The 17085-nt window shown below is 61.6% G+C and carries 17 protein-coding genes and 1 tRNA gene; 11 read left to right on the forward strand and 7 right to left on the reverse strand.

From position 1 onward, the window contains the following. Positions 1-23: 23 nt before the first annotated feature. The 3 genes from KIT79_00665 to KIT79_00675 all read right to left on the reverse strand — a co-directional run bounded on the left by KIT79_00665 (position 24) and on the right by KIT79_00675 (position 2362). The gene (locus tag KIT79_00665; protein ID MCW5827803.1) at positions 24-530 is read right to left on the reverse strand and encodes a dual specificity protein phosphatase family protein; all 507 of its coding nucleotides are present in this window, start codon (positions 528-530) and stop codon (positions 24-26) included. Beyond that, positions 527-1927 carry an aldehyde dehydrogenase family protein gene (locus KIT79_00670; GenBank protein ID MCW5827804.1) on the reverse strand — a complete coding sequence of 467 codons (1401 nt, stop codon included), beginning with the start codon at positions 1925-1927 and terminating at the stop codon, positions 527-529. Before KIT79_00670 ends, KIT79_00665 begins: the two co-directional genes overlap by 4 nt. A 66-nt stretch (positions 1928-1993) precedes the next feature. Beyond that, positions 1994-2362: a cupin domain-containing protein gene (locus KIT79_00675; protein ID MCW5827805.1), complete on the reverse strand. Its 369-nt coding sequence runs from the start codon at positions 2360-2362 to the stop codon at positions 1994-1996. A 215-nt stretch (positions 2363-2577) separates the two neighbouring features. Between KIT79_00675 and KIT79_00680 the strand changes: the two genes are divergently transcribed. Then, the gene (locus KIT79_00680; GenBank protein MCW5827806.1) at positions 2578-4356 is read left to right on the forward strand and encodes a long-chain-acyl-CoA synthetase; all 1779 of its coding nucleotides are present in this window, start codon (positions 2578-2580) and stop codon (positions 4354-4356) included. A gap of 39 nt (positions 4357-4395) precedes the next feature. Here KIT79_00680 and KIT79_00685 read toward each other — a convergent pair. Beyond that, positions 4396-4472, reverse strand: a tRNA-Arg gene (locus KIT79_00685). Between the two features lie 109 nt (positions 4473-4581). On the opposite strand from KIT79_00685, the gene KIT79_00690 reads away from it, so the two are divergent. After that, positions 4582-5205 (forward strand): CoA pyrophosphatase, encoded by a 624-nt coding sequence (locus tag KIT79_00690; protein MCW5827807.1) that lies wholly within the window; start codon positions 4582-4584, stop codon positions 5203-5205. A 2-nt stretch (positions 5206-5207) separates the two neighbouring features. Here the strand turns inward: KIT79_00690 and KIT79_00695 are convergent, their stop codons facing one another. Both KIT79_00695 and KIT79_00700 read right to left on the reverse strand, forming a co-directional pair. Then, complete coding sequence (locus KIT79_00695; GenBank protein ID MCW5827808.1) at positions 5208-5612, reverse strand: PilZ domain-containing protein; 405 nt, start codon at positions 5610-5612, stop codon at positions 5208-5210. A gap of 13 nt (positions 5613-5625) precedes the next feature. Then, a complete protein-coding gene (locus tag KIT79_00700; GenBank protein MCW5827809.1) occupies positions 5626-6438 on the reverse strand; it encodes an alpha/beta hydrolase in 813 nt (270 codons plus the stop codon). A 90-nt stretch (positions 6439-6528) separates the two neighbouring features. On the opposite strand from KIT79_00700, the gene KIT79_00705 reads away from it, so the two are divergent. The 5 genes from KIT79_00705 to KIT79_00725 are packed head-to-tail and all read left to right on the forward strand — an operon-like array spanning position 6529 to position 12319. Then, positions 6529-7785: a hypothetical protein gene (locus tag KIT79_00705; GenBank protein ID MCW5827810.1), complete on the forward strand. Its 1257-nt coding sequence runs from the start codon at positions 6529-6531 to the stop codon at positions 7783-7785. A gap of 14 nt (positions 7786-7799) precedes the next feature. Next, positions 7800-9197 (forward strand): glycosyltransferase, encoded by a 1398-nt coding sequence (locus tag KIT79_00710; GenBank protein ID MCW5827811.1) that lies wholly within the window; start codon positions 7800-7802, stop codon positions 9195-9197. Further along, on the forward strand, positions 9194-10093 hold the full coding sequence (locus KIT79_00715) for a glycosyltransferase (protein ID MCW5827812.1): 900 nt from the start codon (positions 9194-9196) through the stop codon (positions 10091-10093). The genes KIT79_00710 and KIT79_00715 overlap by 4 nt, the downstream gene beginning before the upstream one ends. Positions 10094-10101: 8 nt before the next feature. Continuing rightward, on the forward strand, positions 10102-11580 hold the full coding sequence (lnt, locus tag KIT79_00720) for an apolipoprotein N-acyltransferase (GenBank protein ID MCW5827813.1): 1479 nt from the start codon (positions 10102-10104) through the stop codon (positions 11578-11580). A 37-nt stretch (positions 11581-11617) separates the two neighbouring features. Beyond that, positions 11618-12319 (forward strand): DUF3299 domain-containing protein, encoded by a 702-nt coding sequence (locus KIT79_00725; protein MCW5827814.1) that lies wholly within the window; start codon positions 11618-11620, stop codon positions 12317-12319. Positions 12320-12324: 5 nt separating this feature from the next. On the opposite strand, the gene KIT79_00730 is transcribed toward KIT79_00725, so the two are convergent. Next, a complete protein-coding gene (locus tag KIT79_00730) occupies positions 12325-12750 on the reverse strand; it encodes a response regulator (GenBank protein MCW5827815.1) in 426 nt (141 codons plus the stop codon). A gap of 262 nt (positions 12751-13012) precedes the next feature. On the opposite strand from KIT79_00730, the gene KIT79_00735 reads away from it, so the two are divergent. The 4 genes from KIT79_00735 to KIT79_00750 all read left to right on the forward strand — a co-directional run bounded on the left by KIT79_00735 (position 13013) and on the right by KIT79_00750 (position 17068). Continuing rightward, entirely contained in the window at positions 13013-14365 is a 1353-nt protein-coding gene (locus tag KIT79_00735) for a PAS domain S-box protein (protein MCW5827816.1), read from the forward strand. Positions 14366-14640: 275 nt separating this feature from the next. After that, positions 14641-15549, forward strand: a complete 909-nt coding sequence (locus KIT79_00740) for an NTP transferase domain-containing protein (protein ID MCW5827817.1) — start codon at positions 14641-14643, stop codon at positions 15547-15549. 58 nt (positions 15550-15607) lie between these two features. Further along, positions 15608-16450: a Crp/Fnr family transcriptional regulator gene (locus tag KIT79_00745; protein MCW5827818.1), complete on the forward strand. Its 843-nt coding sequence runs from the start codon at positions 15608-15610 to the stop codon at positions 16448-16450. Between the two features lie 132 nt (positions 16451-16582). Next, on the forward strand, positions 16583-17068 hold the full coding sequence (locus KIT79_00750) for a hypothetical protein (GenBank protein MCW5827819.1): 486 nt from the start codon (positions 16583-16585) through the stop codon (positions 17066-17068). The last annotated feature ends 17 nt before the right edge of the window (positions 17069-17085 follow it).

Raw genomic sequence — 17085 nt, forward strand, 5'->3', positions numbered from 1 at the left:
GGCCGGAGCGGGGCAACCTGCCGCTACCGCACTGCTCCCCGCAAACGCTGGAGCCCAAGAGACGGGAGTTTCTCTTCCCATGCCCGGATCAGGTTGCTCTGGTCACGGGTCTGGGGCCCGCGCCGGTGTGAATGGACCAGTTCCATGGATTCGGTAAGTGTCCGGCCTTCGAGCGACTGGTGCAGGCAGGCCAGAACCGTTCCGGTCCGGCCGACGCCGGCCCAGCAGTGAACCACCACCGGTTCATCCTTCGCCTGGGCTTCCAGAACGAGATTATGTATGCGAACGATATGATCCAGTGCGGGCGCCCACATGTCACTTGTTGGGAAATGCCATTCGGAAAGCGGCAGCGGCGGATGATGGGCTCCTTCGGTCAGGTTCACCACATGACGGATTCCCCGGGATATCCAGAACTGGTGCCATGAACCGGCGACGCCGCCCGGATAAGGGCCTCCCGAACCGGCGAGCAACCCCGGAACATGCCACGAAAAGCGGAAGTCTGAATCGAGCATGGACGGCGGCTGGCTCATGGCGCCTTCAGAAGCAGCACCCGGGTCTCGGTCAGCTCGTCCATCGCCGCACGCACACCTTCTCTCCCCTCGCCCGAGTCCTTCACGCCGCCATAGGGGAAGTTGTCCACGCGCATCATCGGGAACTCGTTAATGACCACGCCCCCGACGTCCAGTTCCCTCCATGCGCGTAGGATGCGCCCGATGTCCCGGGTAAACAGCGATGCCTGAAGGCCGAAGCGCGATTCGTTTACCCGCGTCAGGACCTTCTCGAAATCACTGTACGGTTCCATCCAGACAACCGGACCGAACACCTCGTCGCAGGAAAGCCGTATGCCTGCAGGCATCTGGTCCATGATGGTGGGCTGGTACAGCTTTCCGTTCCGTGTTCCGCCATGATGGAGGCGCGCGCCCGCATGCCGGGCCTCATCCACCCAGGCCTCCACCCGTTTGGCTGACTCCTCGCTGATCAGCGGCCCCACGATGGTGGCCGGGTCAGCCGGGTCGCCGACGGGCAGTTTCTGCGTCGCCTCAACAAGCCTGGAAAGAAATGCGTCGTATACCTTTTCATCGACGAACAGGCGCTGGATGGAAATGCATATCTGGCCAGCATAGGCGAACGCTCCCTGCGCGCACCTGGAGGCGGCCCAGTCGAGGTCGGCATCTGCCGCTACGATAGCAGCCGCATCTCCGCCCAGTTCCAGCAGCGACCGTTTTTTCCCGGCGAGATTCTTGAGCTTCCAGCCGACCCGGTCGGACCCCGTAAACGAAAGCGTCCGTATGCGTTCATCGGTCACCAGCTTTTCAGCCAGATCATCGGTGCAATAGACCACGCTGAGCGCGCCTGCGGGCCACGACGTCTGTTCGATGATCTCCGCCAGCAGGTAGGCCGTTAGCGGCGTCTGCCGGGCAGGTTTCAGGATGATGGGCGTCCCGGTGGCAATGGCCGGGGCCACCTTGTGCGCAACCAGATTCAGGGGAAAGTTGAACGGCGTGATGGCGGTCATCGGCCCCCGGGGGTAACGGCTCGTCAGGCATGTAAATCCCTCGGCACGCGGCTCGATATCGACAGGAATGACTTCGCCGCCCATCCGCTTGGCTTCCTCGGCCGCGAGGATGAACGTTGTGACAGCCCGCTGGACCTCGGCGCGGGCAAACAGGACCGGTTTTCCCGCCTCCAGCATGATCATTTCGGAAAGCTCGTCGGCCCGCTCGCTGATTCCGGCGGCAACGTGGGCGAGGATATCTGCCCGGCGATGGCTGGGAAGGTTCCGCGTCTCGCGGAACGATGCGGCTGCCGCCGCCAGGGCCGCTTCCACATCGTCTGCCGTCGCCAGCGGCGCATGGCCTACCAGTCGGTCTGAATAGGGACTGCGGACACGGTAGATATCTGGCGAAGACCGCCACTCGCCGCCGATCCGGTTCTTGAACTTCTTGGCCACAGTGAACGTAAAACTAGAGCATCGGTCAGGGATTTGAAACCGTCAGGGCCTGCTGGTCCCGGCACGGCCGTACCGGTCTTCGTGCCGGACAACATCATCCAGTTCAGGGGTGGAAACCTCCAGAACGTCGGTATCCTCTATGGCCGTCAGCCGGTGGCGGGTGCCCGGAGCGAGATGCAGACACTCCCCTGGTCCCATTTCGAAGGTTTTCAGCGGTCCGTCGCCAGGTTCCCCAAGTTCAACACGCAGACGGCCAGAGAGGACATACTGCGTCTCTTCCTTCTTGCGGTGGTGCTGAAGAGAGAGTGCCTCCCCACGGTTTACATGAAGTATCTTGCCGGCGTAACGGGCCGTGCTCGCCCACAGGAGTTCATACCCCCACGGCTTGTCGGTTCGTATCGGTGTCGAGATCACGGGCCAAAGGGTGGCCGGTATGGGCGGCCCGCCGCAAGGCCGGACGTCCCGGTTTTGAAGATCCTCCGGAATCGGGACCAGCGTCTTGACCCGGCTGCCTTTTTGGGCCGAAATGGCCCCTCGGTGCATGGCCGGAGCGGCGGATTACCACATTCACTCCGGCGATCACCGCCCAGAACATCCTCACGGGAGTAACAGCAGCTATGGGTTTCATGGATAACCTTCGTTCGACAGTCCAGGATCTTCAGGGGACGCTCCGCGTGGCATCCCGCCTGCCCCAGCTTCTTCCTCAGGGAAGCTGGAACTCGGCACGCCTGCTTGAGGGTTACGCGAAGGATATTCCCCACCATCTGGCCATTGCCTATGAGCAGAAGCGCTACACCTGGCGCGAGGTGAACGAGCAGGCGAACCAGTATGCCGACTACTTCACCAAGTATGGCATCGGCCGTGGAGATGCGGTGGCCCTGGTCATGGACAACCGGCCCGAATTCCTTTTCATTATCTCCGGCCTGAACAAGATTCGCGCCATCGGTGCGCTCATCAATCACAACCTGACCGGCAAGGCGCTCACGCACGCCATCAACATCTCCAAGCCCAAGGCGGTGATCGTGGGTTCGGAGCACCTCCGCGCCACACTTGATGTGCTCCCGGACCTGGAGGGAGTATCGAAAGACCGCAATTTCTGGGTCCAGATGGACGAGGGCGGCGGGCGGGCCGATACAGATGGCCTGACCATCATAAACGAGGAGGTCGAACGATGCTCGCGCAGCCGTCCGCTCAACCTGAACCCTCCCAAGACTGCCGAGCCCATGTGCTATATCTATACATCCGGAACCACGGGACTTCCCAAGGCAGCAGTCATCACCAATCAGCGCTGGATCGTCGCGTCCACGCTGTTCGGCCGCGGCATGGCGGAGGCGACTCCCTCCGATGTGATCTACATGACCCTGCCGATGTACCATTCGACCGGCATGTTCGCCGGCTGGGGTACATCGCTCACGACCGGCGCTACCATGGCGCTACGCCGGAAGTTTTCAGCCTCGAACTTCTGGAAAGATGTCCGCGACTTTGACGCGACCGTTTTCGTCTATATCGGCGAGCTGTGCCGGTATCTTCTGAATATGCCCCCGCAGGAAGGCGAGCGGAACCACCGGCTCCGTCTCTGCATGGGTAATGGCCTCCGGCCTGACATCTGGGAGAAGTTCCAGAACCGGTTCGGGATTCCGCTCATCCGTGAATTTTATGGCGCCACCGAAGGCAATGCCCCGCTCGTCAACTTCGAGGGCCGCCCCGGCATGATCGGACGGCTCCGGCCAGGCCAGGTCGTGCTGAAGTGCGACCAGGCAACCGGTGAAGTAATTCGGAACGAAAAGGGGATGTGCACCCCCGTGGGTCCGGGCAACAAGGGGCTCCTTGTTGCCGGCATCAATGCCGTGATGAAATTCGACGGCTACGTTGACAAGCAGGCCACCGAAAAGAAGATCCTGCGCGACGTCCTGAAAAAGGGCGACATGTATTTCAACACCGGAGACCTGGTGGAACTGCATGAGGGCAAATGGGTTTCGTTTGCCGACCGCGTGGGCGATACTTTCCGGTGGAAGGGCGAGAACGTGTCCACCAACGAAGTCGCCGAAATCCTGAATGGCGCCCGTGGCGTCCTGGAATCGAATGTCTATGGTGTTCAGGTGCCAGGTACCGATGGCCGTGCCGGCATGGCGAGCCTGAACGTGAACGGCGAGTTCGATCTGGGAGCCTTCGCCCAGTATGTGAACAGCCAGCTTCCCAACTTCCAGCGTCCGTGGTTCATCCGCATCCAGCACGACATGCGGATCACCAGCACCTTCAAGCACCAGAAGGTGGACTACCGGGACGAGGGTTATGACCCCGCGAAGGTGAAAGACCCGCTCTACTACCTGGACGGCGAGAAATATGTTCCGATTGACGCCGCGCTGTACAAGCGGCTCGCTGCAGGGGAAATCGGGCCCAGATAAGGGACTGGAAACCCGTCGCCAGCTGCCGCAGGGAAAAACTGGCGCGCCCGGCGGGACTCGAACCCACAACCTACGGCTTAGAAGGCCGTTGCTCTATCCAGTTGAGCTACGGGCGCCCGGACCGGCCGTGGCCGCCCTTGACGGAACAGGGCCACCGACGCACCCTAGCCAACAGGAGTCCGCCGGGTCCACGGCTGGTCAACCATGCATGGAACCACCGCCGGGATGCCGCCGCAGCCAATGACAGGTTCTCCCCACATCGACATTATCCGGACCCGGCTGGAAAGCCGGGCGCCGCAAACCCTCGACGACCCCATCCTGATTCCCGCTTCTGTGCTTATTCCGGTATTTGACCTTGATGGCCGCACCCGGATTCTGTTCACCCGCCGGGCGCGGGGGCTTGCCAAGCATGCCGGCGAGGTGAGCTTTCCTGGGGGCCGCCAGGATCCCGGCGACCGGGGCCCGGTGGAAGCCGCCTTAAGGGAAACCCGCGAAGAGCTGGGCATTGACAGCGGAAAGGTTGTGGTGCTGGGCGCACTGGATCCGATCTCGACCGTTACAAATTACCGCGTGCAGCCGTTCGTGGGCGAGATTCCGTGGCCCGTGGAGTTTCAGATGTCGGAAGGTGAAGTCGGCAGTGTGTTCGACATCGCCGTGGAGGAACTTCTCGACCCCGGCATCTATACCCTGCACCGCGAGCACGTCTGGAAGGGCCGGCCCTATCCGGTGCATCAGTTCCGGGTGGCAGGAGAAAATATCTGGGGTGCGACGGGAAAGATCCTCGCGCAGTTTCTCCACGTCGTCTACGGATGGGGCGATGCCGAAACAGTCATGGCCGGAAGATCCTAGGGCTACTCGCGTTCGCGGCGTGCCCGTGCCTCGGTAAGTGCCGCAGCAAGATCGCCGAAGAGCCGCTCGGTCTTCACATAGGAATCGATCCGGGCAGCCATCTCCTCGCTCATCTCCCCGAACTTAACCCCGTAACCAAACCGTTTCTTGATCCGGCCATCCTCGACAGGGCTTCGCGTATAGACAACTTCCACCGGAACCTCGATCACTTCGGGTATGGCCTTGAGCCGGAACCCCAATACAACCGGCTCGGCAGGATCAAGCCGTTCGTCCGATTCGATGAGTGCACCGCCCCGCGAAAGCTCGCGCATCACTGCCTCGCTGGCGGCTCCGCCGCGAATGATCATCACAGGCACGTTCACCGGCGCCCGCTTGTGCGACCGGATCCGGAAGTTCCGTTTTACCATGCCAGTTCCCCCCTCAGTCCGGGTTCCATCGCGTGCCGTTTCGCTGCGCAAAACGGACAACGGCACGGACAAACTCCGCCGCCATTTCCAGATGTCCCTGGTGACCGGCCCCTTCAAGGATAACCCGTTCCGCGACCGGAATCCTCTCCGCCAGATACTGCTGGTATTTGGGCGGGGTGAGACGGTCATGGCTTCCGCCAATAACAAGCGCCGGGACCCCGATATCCTTTACGGCTTCCATCCGGTCGAACCGGTCAGCCGCCGCAAAATCCGAAAGTGCCGGACGGTTGTCCGGGTGGCGAGGCAGGGCGAGGTAGTGATCCAGAATCGCCTCCGTAACGCCCGGACCAAAGGAAAACCGCGCCGACTCGCGGCTGACGGTGTGGTAGTTATCCCGCAAATCAGTGAATATCTGCGGACTGACCCTGAGGCGTGCCCCCGTTGAGTAGAGCACAAGACCCGCCAGGGGCGCTTTCCCCCGGAGCGCCGTCTCAATCGCCACCGCCCCGCCCATCGAATGCCCCACCAGAATTACCGGCCGGGCAAGTACGGAAAGCGCCAGTTCCAGATTTTCGGCCATCTCAATGATGCTGGTCGGCAGGCTGCCCGGCTCGCTGCCGTGACCCGGCTGGTTCACCGCCAGCGCCGAAAGCCTGCCGTCTGTTCCGGCGCTCATCTGCCCGATCACCTGCCGGTAACTGGCCGCCTGGCCGCCCGCCCCATGATGGAAAACCACGACTGGCGCCCCGGATTCCGGCGCGAGTTCCGCCCCCCATGCGCCAAGCAGTCCGAGCCTGAAACGCCGCCAGCCGGGAGATTCAGTCATGGGCGTCACTCCTTAACAGGTCATCGGGTATGCTAGTGAATCTGGATGCTTTCACGGTCACAACGCAAATGGAATACGCCGTGTGCGGCCATGCTCATGGTTTTCATGCTCGCCGCTTGCGGTGAACGCACCGCACCTGCACCGCCGCCAATGGATGCACAGGCGGCACGTCTCGAACCGGTACGGCGGATGATGGCGCCTACCGATGTCCCGGATCTCAAGGATGCCCGCCGGCTCGATCCGGCGACGATCTTCCGCTCCGTCACCGCTACGAGTGTTCTTCCCGACCCCGCCTGGGGGCCGGATGGCTACGCCGCCTGGCGGCTCTTCGACGGCGATCCTGAACTGGGCTGGTGCGCCGGGCGCCGGGCGTTGGGCATCGGCGAGGAGATCGGGATCGAGTTCCTCCATCCGGTCAGCCTGAACGGACTCACACTTACCTACCCGGAGACTTTCTCCGGAACCGGCGGTCCAAAGGTGGCCGAAATTGAGATGGTGAATGATCAGAACGAGGCACGCCTCATCCAGTTTATTCCCGGCGAGACTGTATCAGAAGCGAAGTTCGTGCCGGTTTCCGGACGGAGGTTCCGGCTGGTCATTCGCAAAGTGGCTGCCAGAGGCGATGCAACGCTCTGCATCGGCGAGGCAGCCCTTACGGGCCGGTCGGATGTGCTTGCCGGGCATTTCCCGGCGGAATCGGAAGCAGTCGCACAGGCCGAGGTTCGCCAGATATTCGACGAACTGGAAAGTTACCGTCAGCCCCAGATCGCCCAGCCAAAACTCTCTCGCGCCCTTGCCGGCTATTTCAGCCGCTGGATTGGTCCAGGTGAACTGGCAGCCGCCCAGCTCCTGTTCGATCACGAGTTCCGTACCGTTACCGACATGAAGCTGTCTGGCGACAACCTGTGCGCCGTTGCCGTGCGCGCCGTGACTGAGACAAGCGGCATCGCCGAGCGGCTTTTCCGGCAGAGGTATCTGGCGGGCCGGAGCGTGAAACTCCTGGACAGTTGCGGAGGCAGTCCGGATCTCGCTTACTGGGTAATAAAGCAGAACCGGCTGGCTGTGCTGCTGTTCCATGCCCGTGGCGACCGGTTTGGCGCGCTGGAAGCGGGCGACCTCCGGGCACTCCCGAAACTCCTGGAAGCATACCGGACACAAACCATGATCGGCTGGTGGAGACAGCCTGTACGCGGATACGAGACGAGAGGCCGCAGCATGGAAGAGCTTGTCCGCCTGCTGCCACGGGAGCCGGTGCGCCGCGTGCTGGACGGCCTCATCCTGCTGGAAGAAGGCCATACACTCTATTCCGACGGACTGCGTGAACTCCGGCGGATGCTGGGCCCCTGACCGGATAGCCGCGGATGCGGATACTTGCCATCATTCACAACTTTCCCCCAGCTCACCGGGCCGGGTCGGAGACCTATGCGCTGCATCTGGCGACGGCACTCCGTGCGGAGTCCCCGGACATTGCTGTCAGCGTCATCTCAACCGATACCCGGCCGCATGAAGCGCCCTATGCCGTGCGGCGGTACGAACTTGATGGCATGGAAGTGTACGAGATCAACCAGCCCCAGGATCACATCCGGTTCTCGGACAGTTTTAGCGACCGGTTCATCGAGAGGCATGTCGCAACACGAATCGAGGTATTCAGGCCTGATGTGGTGCATATCCATCATCTGATGCACCTGTCGGCCGGTATCGTGGGAATCATTCCGCCAGATGCGGCACGGGTAATGCACCTGCATGATTACTGGCTCTCCTGCCCACGAGGGGGACTCCGCATGGATGCTTCCGGTGGCCTGTGCGGGCAGATTGATCCCCAAAAATGCGCCCGCTGTATTGCCGGGGAATATGCGGACATTTCCGCTCCCGGACGGCTGGCCGAGCGGTGGGAGAGCCTTGCCCCAATACCCGTCGAGGCTGCATCCCTCGCTGGCGGTGGTTCGGTACGCCGCCTGATACGCGCCGCCGTCACCCGGATGGGACCACCCGCCGGGCTTCCTCCCAAGTACAATCCGGAAGCCGTACGTTCGGACCTTGCTTTACGGCGTACAGCATTGACCGAAGCAGCGGCCGGTATCGACCGGTTCATCGCGCCATCCCGTTTCCTGCGCGATGAAATGATCCGCTGGGGTCTTCCGGAATCCCGCATCATCTATTCTGACTACGGGTTCCAGTCTCCCCGCGAGACCGTGGCACATTCCCGTGGCGGACCATTCACCATCGGATTCGCCGGCACCCTCGCTCCCCACAAAGGCGCGCATGTGCTCATCGAGGCATTCCGCAACCTGTTCGGCCGTACCCGGAGCCCTGTTGCACTCCGGATCTTCGGAAACCGCAGCCATTTCCCTTCCTATGTCCGGATGCTGGACAGCCTGGCGAGGGGGCTCCCGGTCGAATGGGCAGGTCCTTTCGATGACGCCGGGCGGGATGCAGCCTACCGGTCGCTAGACGTGCTGGTGGTTCCCAGCCTGTGGTGGGAGAACTCCCCGCTCACGATACACGAAGCCTGGCAGCGCGGGGTACCTGCGGTCGTGTCGGACCTGGGCGGAATGCGGGAACTGGTTACGGATGAAACCTTGCGGTTTCCGGCCGGGGATGCCACGGCACTGGCCGGACGGCTGGTACATCTGGCCGTGGACCGGCCGCTTGTGGACCGCCTTGCCAGATCCGCACCACCGGTCAAATCCATTATGGACGATGCCCGCTGGACTCTCGGCCTGTATGAAGAGCTGGTCTCGGCGCGGAGGAGATCGTGAAAGAACCGTTCCGGATATCGGTTGTGGTCCCGACGCTCGACGGCGCGGATACACTCCCCGCACTGATTCATGCCCTCGATGCCCAGCAGGGGGTTGAAATCACCGAGCGGATCGCCATCGACTCCGGTTCCATTGACCGGACACGGGACATTCTGGAACGCGGACGCTTTCGCATCATCCAGCGGCCCCGGGCACTGTTCAATCATGGCTTGACACGAAATGACCTGGTCGAACTGTCCACGTCGCCGCTCGTTGCCTTTTTTTCCCAGGATGCGGTCCCGGCCGGCCCCGAAACCCTCGCCGAACTGGCGCGTCCTTTCGATCTCTCGCCCAGGGTCATGGGCAGCTACGCACGGCAGATACCGGCACCTGGAGCATCCCGCCTGGACCAGCTTCGTATCCGGCGGTCGCGCGCCGGGCGACGAGAAGCCCGCCGGGCCTCCGGGGCTGATCTTGACCGCACCCCGGCCGGGGCCCTCCTGGATCTGTGCGATTTCCATAACGCAGCTTCGATGGTCCGGCGCGATGGCTTCATGCCGTTTCCGGAGACCGAACTGGCCGAAGACCTCCAGTGGGCACACCAGGTACTAAAACACGGCGGACAGATCGCCTTTGTCCCCACGGCCCGGGTTTATCATTCTGTCGAGCGGCCGCTGCGCGAAGAGTGGGAGCGGCTGAAATCCGAAGCACGGGTGCTTGCCCGTGAGTTCGGCTATCGTCCGGCGGGCATCGGCGGCCAGCCTGCGGCGCGCACTCTCATGCGCGGCCTGATGTGGGGTGCAGCCGATGCCGCCGCCGTGCTCACGGTACCAGGACGTGCGCCGGTCCGGAGCCTGGGCCGGGCACTGGCGCTTGGCCCCATGCGGGCGCTTTCCTTCTGGAAGGAATCGAGGTGACAAGCTCCGTGAGTCAGAGTCCGACACCCCTCCTGGACCGCATCGCCGCATGGACACCGCCGAAGAAGACAGCTGCCCTTGCTGCCGCGAGCGGACTCATGTATCCGCTGGCTGTACCGCCGTGGGGACTTGTATTCACCGGCTTTCTGCAAGTGGCCCTGCTCGTTGTGGCGCTGGCGGACCAGCCGTGGCGGCGTGTGTTTACGGCTGCCTGGCTGTCAGGGACGATCTGCCAGCTCTGCATCTACTGGTGGCTCATCGACACGGTGGTCATCTTCGGAAACCTCCCATGGGCGGTAGCCGCAATCGTGTACCTTTTGTACGGCATCGGACATGGTCTGTTCATGGCGTTATCGGCATTATCGGCCCACCTGCTGATGCGCCGGGGACTTTCCAGCGTCGAAGGATGGCCACTTGGCTATGTGGCCGTTCACCTGTTCATTCCGCAGCTTTTCCCGTTCTATCTGGGTGTCGAGTTTTATACGCTCGACAGCTGGCGGCCAGCACCCCCGGATGTACGGGTCATGGCTGCCATCGTGTGCCTTGCGGGCGCTGTCACAGGCGAACTGCTCCGGCTGCGCGGACGGCTGACGGCAGAGTTTCCTGTCCCAAGAATTGCCGGATGGGCCGTGGCATTTGCGCTTCTTATCCTCCTTTCGTGGCCGCGCACGGACGATCCGGATGCCAGGACCCTTCGCGTGGCCATTGCCCAGACGGACTTCGATCTCAAATACGCACTGAAGACGGGCGACACCCAGCGCCGTTTCGACAAGATCGTGGAGATGTACCAGAGCGCCGTCGATGACGGCGCCGAACTGGTGGTTTTTTCCGAAAGCACCCTGCCCTTCCCGTTCCTGATCGAGGGACAGAATGCGCCGGCTGACCGCATGTGGGGAGCGCGGATGACCCGCACCCTGTCGGGCATCATCCAGAAGACCGGTGTCCCGATGATCGCCAGTGGTGTTGGCGTCGAGGGCCAGCGGCTGACCAACCGTGCCTTCCTGATCGAGCCGGGACCGGATGGCCGCGTGAAGGTGCAGCATTATGACAAGCGGCGGCTCCTGTGGTTCGGAGAGTATGTCCCGCTGCGCAACTGGTGGCCCAAGGCCGACGTGCTGTTCCAGGGTGTGGCGCAGTTCGACAAGGGTCCGGGCCCGGTGATCTGGGACTGGAACGGACGCCGGATCATTCCGTCAATCTGCTACGAGGCGATACTGCCCGTTTTCACCCGGTCCATCATTCCGCCGGGCGGCGGGATAGACCTCTTTATCAATCTTACCAACGACAAATGGTTTGGCCTGACGCCGGAAAAGGAACAGCATCTCATGCTGGCCACCTGGCGTTCGGCCGAGACCGGCATCCCGATGATCCGCGCCACGCTGGATGGCACCTCCGCTGTCATCGACGGCAGGGGACGGATCATCTTCCGCTCGAAACCCGGCGAGGCGGGGGTTTATCTGGTGGATGTGCCCGTGCGCGCCCGATGAGGGGCCGAGGCCGTTGTCTATCAGCTACACTTCCCGGATGATGGCCAGCGAAACCACAGCCTTAGGCCCGCGCTCCCGCTGGCGGGTCTATATAAAGGCAGGACTGACGCTCATCGTGCTTCTGGCCGCTGCATCGTCGTTTCTGCCACAGACAGGGCGTCCACCTGAGCAATCGCCAGTCCCGGTAGCGTGGGAGAATCCTTTCGCCGCAGCGGCGCCGGCCTCCAAGCCAGATACCCGTACGACACCCGCTTCGGTGGAAGCCGAGAAGCCGGAGCCGCCACGCGAAGTGAAGGGCTATCTCGTTACCTCGTTCCCATTCCTCTCCAGCTTTGATTACCAGCCGCCGGACCCGGTGGGGGAGATGCTTGCCGGAGGAGCAATGTCCCGGAAGCCGGAAAGCCTCGCTCCGGAAAAGCCCGTTATCCCCAAAGAGATAATGGCGCTTTCCGGCCGGAAGATTGCCATCAAGGGCTTCATGATACCGATTGATCTCGACACCCGCGGAGTGAGGAGGTTTGCGCTCGTAAAGAACCAGCTCGCGTGCTGCTACGGCGTTATTCCCAATCCGAACGAGTGGATTTACGTGGTGATGGATGACCGGTCGAGGGCGGACTCGCTGCTCGACCAGATCATTACGGTTTACGGCACCCTGCGTATCAGCGAAACGCTGACCGAAGGCGGCATCAACAGTTTGTACCAGATGGAAGGCGAGCGGGTGACAGGGCCGGTTGATTAAGCCTGTCAGGCGGCGCTGGCACGGATGGCTTCGTCCACGAGACCTACGATCTCGTCAATCTTGAACGGCTTGTTGAAAAAGGCATACGCGCCGGCATCCTTGGCCTGGCCCGCCGTCACCTCGTTGCCGTGGGCAGTAATCATGATTACCGGGCATGCCGGTTTTTGCCCCTTGAACTCTCCCAGCAAGGTCAGCCCGTCCGTATCGGGCAGCTTGAGGTCGAGGATGATCGCGTCCATCCGCCCGCTTTCGATGGCGAACACCCGCCGTGCCGAACTGCCATCCTCCGCCTCGAATACGTGATAACCCTCCTGGGTGAGCCGCTCGCCAAGAGACCAGCGGATGAGCATCTCGTCATCAACGATCATCAGCGCCCGCTTTCCATCTATAGGCATGGGGATTTTTTCACGCTCGCTTGCTGGAATTTCCACGTCTTGGTCCGTTTTCAGGCCTTTGGCAGGCTTCCCAAAGGAATAGAGCAAATGGCGGGCCAACGGTCATGGCCACAACAGCCGTGCTTGTGTCCTTAATTCCTGATAGCACCAATGACGTTCAGTGTATTCCATACATCCGAAAAACCACCATCGCCGCGTTGCCCTGAAATGCGGCTATCGGTTCGAAAATGCGCTAGATTTTTCCGTCTGTGACTCTAATATGGACCAATCAAGGTGTTCATTCGGGTTTATGGCTCAAATGCACAAAGCCTCACTTCGGGCAGTATTCACGTACTTGGGAATAGGCACCCTCTGGATCCTGCTTTCCGATGAAATTACCAAACGTTTTTTTGATAGTTCACCGCAGGTTCAGCTTCTGAAAGGCTGGCTGTTTGTCTGCGCCACGGCGGGTCTTCTTTACTGGTTGATCCAGAAATACACCCGCCGGGCAGTCGAGGAAGCAGGGGCGGCTCTCAGCCAAGGCACTGCCGGCCCTGACAAGGCCGATGTCGCCAGCCGGGAACTTGAGCGTGCACGGGCCGCTCATGATTATGCCGCAGAGCGGCTCGCACAGTCGACACGCGAGCTTCAGGACATCAAGTATGCACTGGACCAGTCCACAATCCTGGCGATCACCGACCGGCGCGGTCTCATTACCTTCGTCAACGACCAGTTTTGTACCATTTCCAAATACAGCCGGGATGAGCTGGTTGGCAAAGACCACCGGATCATCAATTCCGGCCACCATTCCAGGGAGTTTATTGCCGATCTCTGGAGCACGATTCTTTCCGGAAGGGTCTGGCATGGCGAGATCAAGAACCGGGCAAAAGACGGCTCTTTTTACTGGGTGGACACGACCATCGTGCCGTTCATGGATGGCAGCGGCCATCCATACCAGTTCGTCGCGATCCGGCAGGACATCACCCAGCGAAAGCAGGCCCAGGACCGGCTCCGTGAGCAGGAAAGCCTCGCCCGGCTGGGGGAAATGGCAGCCGTGGTCGCCCACGAGGTAAAAAACCCGCTCGCCGGGATCTCCGGCGCCATTCAGATCATCGGAAGCCGGCTCGACCCAGACAGCCGCGAACGCAAGATCGTCGGTGAAATCATCGCCCGCATCGAGGCCCTGAACGGCCGGGTTCATGACATGCTCACCTTTGCACGACCTCGATCGCCGGTCTTGGCGCCGGTTCCAGTGCCGGAACTGGTCCAGGAAACTGTCCGCCTCGTCACGAAGGATCCGGTATTCGGCAAGGTATCAATGACCACCGCGCTCGCCGATCTCAAAGTGAAAGCCGATGCAGAACTGGCCCGTGAAGCGCTCCTCAACCTGCTTCTGAACGCCGCCCAGGCGATGCCCCAGGGTGGAAGCATCGATATCCGTTGTGAACCGGCCAGTGATATCTGCCGGTTGCATATAACCGATAACGGTCCCGGTATTCCCCCGGAACTGGCCTCGCGTGTTTTCGAGCCATTTATCACCACCAAGCACAAGGGAACCGGACTGGGGCTCGCCATCGCCCGCCGGACCATCCGGGAACAGGGGGGCGATATTGAGTGCCAGACCCGGCCCGGACAGGGAACGACCTTCATTCTCACGCTCCCTGTGGTCTAGGCCCTGTGGAAAGTTCCCCACCCCCAGCGGGAAATCTCCCGCGATTTTCACCAAACTGGGTGTTGCACCACAGGTCCAAGATGCTCTCTTCTGTCGAAAAGGGTTCCCGTTTTACCTTCTAACTCACTGAAAATCCTTGATGTTTGTCAGCGACCACAATGCCGATACCGGTTTTGTCCACGTTTTGGCCCGTGAGTTGCTCTACCTTGCTCCACGAAGTGCGGATGACGGCTTGAAAACAGACCATCAAGCCACATGCGAGGGGAAGGCGAGAAGTGAGCACCAGCAAGCACCTGTGGGCCCTGATACTGGCTGGAGGAGACGGCACCCGGCTCCAGTCCATGCAACTGACCCGCAACGGCCAGCCCGTCCCCAAGCAGTACTACCCCTTCGATGGCCGGGCACCGATGATCCAGTGGGCCCTCGACCGGGCTGGACGGCATGTGCCCGAAGACCGCACAGTCGCCGTCGTAGCCCGTCACCACAGCCGATGGTGGAAAACCGATCTTGACGCGCTCCCGCCGGAAAACGTCATCGCACAACCCAGGAACCGCGGCACGGCTCCGGGGCTTCTGCTCCCGGTGCTCGACATCCTCCGCCGGGATCCCGAGGCGACCCTGATGGTGCTCCCCTCCGATCATTATGTGGCCGATGAGGGTGTTGTCGAAGAATCGCTGGAGCTGGCAGCAGAAGAGGCTCGCGACGGCAGCCTCGTGCTCCTTGGCATCCAGCCAGAGCATGCCAACACGGAATATGGCTGGATCGTCCCGCGCCCGGCAGGTGCTTCAGCCCAGAAAACCGCCGAAGCAGTGGACTGTTTCGTGGAAAAGCCTGACGCCACCACCGCCGAAAGACTCTTCAATGGAGGCGCGGTCTGGAACAGTTTCATGTTCACCGTGCGGGCGGACTCCCTGCTCCATATCTATGCACAAGCGCTGCCCGGACTCCTCCAGTCAATGATGGTGGCCAGCCGTTACCGCCACGACGCAGATGGCCCGCGCATTGTGGATGGCATTTACGAACTCATTGGTGATGCCTGCTTCTCGAAGCAGGTGCTCCAGCGGGTGGTCAGCAGCCTGCGCGTAGTTCACGTCCCCTCTTGCGGATGGAGCGATCTGGGAACTCCGGACCGGCTCGCCGTCTGCTCATCCTTCGATTCGGCACAGCTTCAGGCTGCCGCATAGCAACAACAGAAAAAGTTCAAATCCCGAAGTTCACCAACAAAGGAAAGGTAACACCCTCATGCAGACCCAGACGATCACACACTCCAGTTCCCGCCCCAGCTATCTCCGGCCCGTCACGGCAACCGCCACACGGCCTGCAGCCGCTGCCAGCGACGAGTTCCTGAAGACCGTTCCCATCTTCCAGGGGTTGCCGGACAGCATCTTGCGCGCAGTGGCCTCGAGCCTGCGGACTGTAGGGTTTCGCCGCGGAGCACGTATCTTCACCGAGGGCCAGCAACCGGCAGCGTTTTATGTCGTCCGCCGTGGATGGGTTCGCACCGTTCGCGAGACGCTCACCGGCTACGGTGTCCTGTTCGAGATCCTCCGGCCCGGGGAAACCGTGGGCGCGGCCGCTTTCACCGACGGCGGAAACCACCTCGTGACAGCGATCGCCGGCAGTCAGACAGAACTGCTCGCCATGCCAGCAAGCACCTTCCAGGCCCTGCTCGCCCAGTCCCCGGAGCTTCAGAAGAACTTCCTGGCTGAACTGGGGCGCCGGATGCGCTCGACGAGCGAGTGGCAGCTGCAGTCCGGCCTTGGCGTGGATGGCCGGATCGCCCGCATGCTGCTCCGTCAGGCCGAATGGCACGGGGAGGCATCTCCCCGGGGGATTACGGTACCCAAGATATTCACCTGCCAGGAACTGGCCGACATGGTCGGTTGCGCCGTTGAAACCGGGATCCGCATGCTTTCGTCTTGGCGGAACGCCGGGTTCATCACCTCTGGCCGCAACCAGTTTGTGATCCACGATCTGGAAAAGCTGGCTGCCATCGCGGGGGCCGAGGTCAGTCCGAACCTGAAAGGCCGGCTTACGCAATCCGCACGCGGCGGACGCCCCCAGCTTCACAAGGCCTGCGCATGACCGTAAGTAGCTGAAGCGTCCATCTGTGCTGGCCGGGGGCCCCTCTCCCTCAGGGCGAGGGGCCTTGTCCTTCCGGAAAGCCAGTTTTTCCGGTCCGCCAAAGCGACTATGATGTGGGCGGGAGGGACTCTCATGAGTGAAGGCGGTGAATACCAGGTAGCCAAGCGATCAGTGCCGGTAATGGTTCGGCTTACCAATGGAAACGCCCATAAGGGAGATTTTCTTCTCGCGGCGCAGGCCGAACAGCACCACGGAGCCGAACGCGTCAAGGATCTGCTCAATGGGTCTGGCGAAATGGTCCCGCTGTTCAGCCATTTGCACAATACTCCGATCCTGCTGAACAAGCGTCATATCGAGATGGTGGAACTCACCGAGCCGGATCTCGCCAGCGATGCAGACCGCGATACCGATTTCGCCATTCACCGCCAGGCACTGCTCATCATGGACAGCGGTTCCAAACTTCGCGGAGATCTTGTCGTGACAATGCCCTCGGGTCATGACCGGACGCTCGACTTCCTGAATCGCGGCGAGCGTTTCGTCTATCTGGAATCCCGTGACGGAACCAAAATCATCAACCTCCTGCACGTGATTGCTGTCGAGGACGCGAAGGGACATTAGGGCCTCCGGCCCTGTCT

The organism is Deltaproteobacteria bacterium, assembly GCA_026129095.1.
Taxonomy (GTDB): domain Bacteria; phylum JAGRBM01; class JAGRBM01; order JAGRBM01; family JAHCIT01; genus JAHCIT01.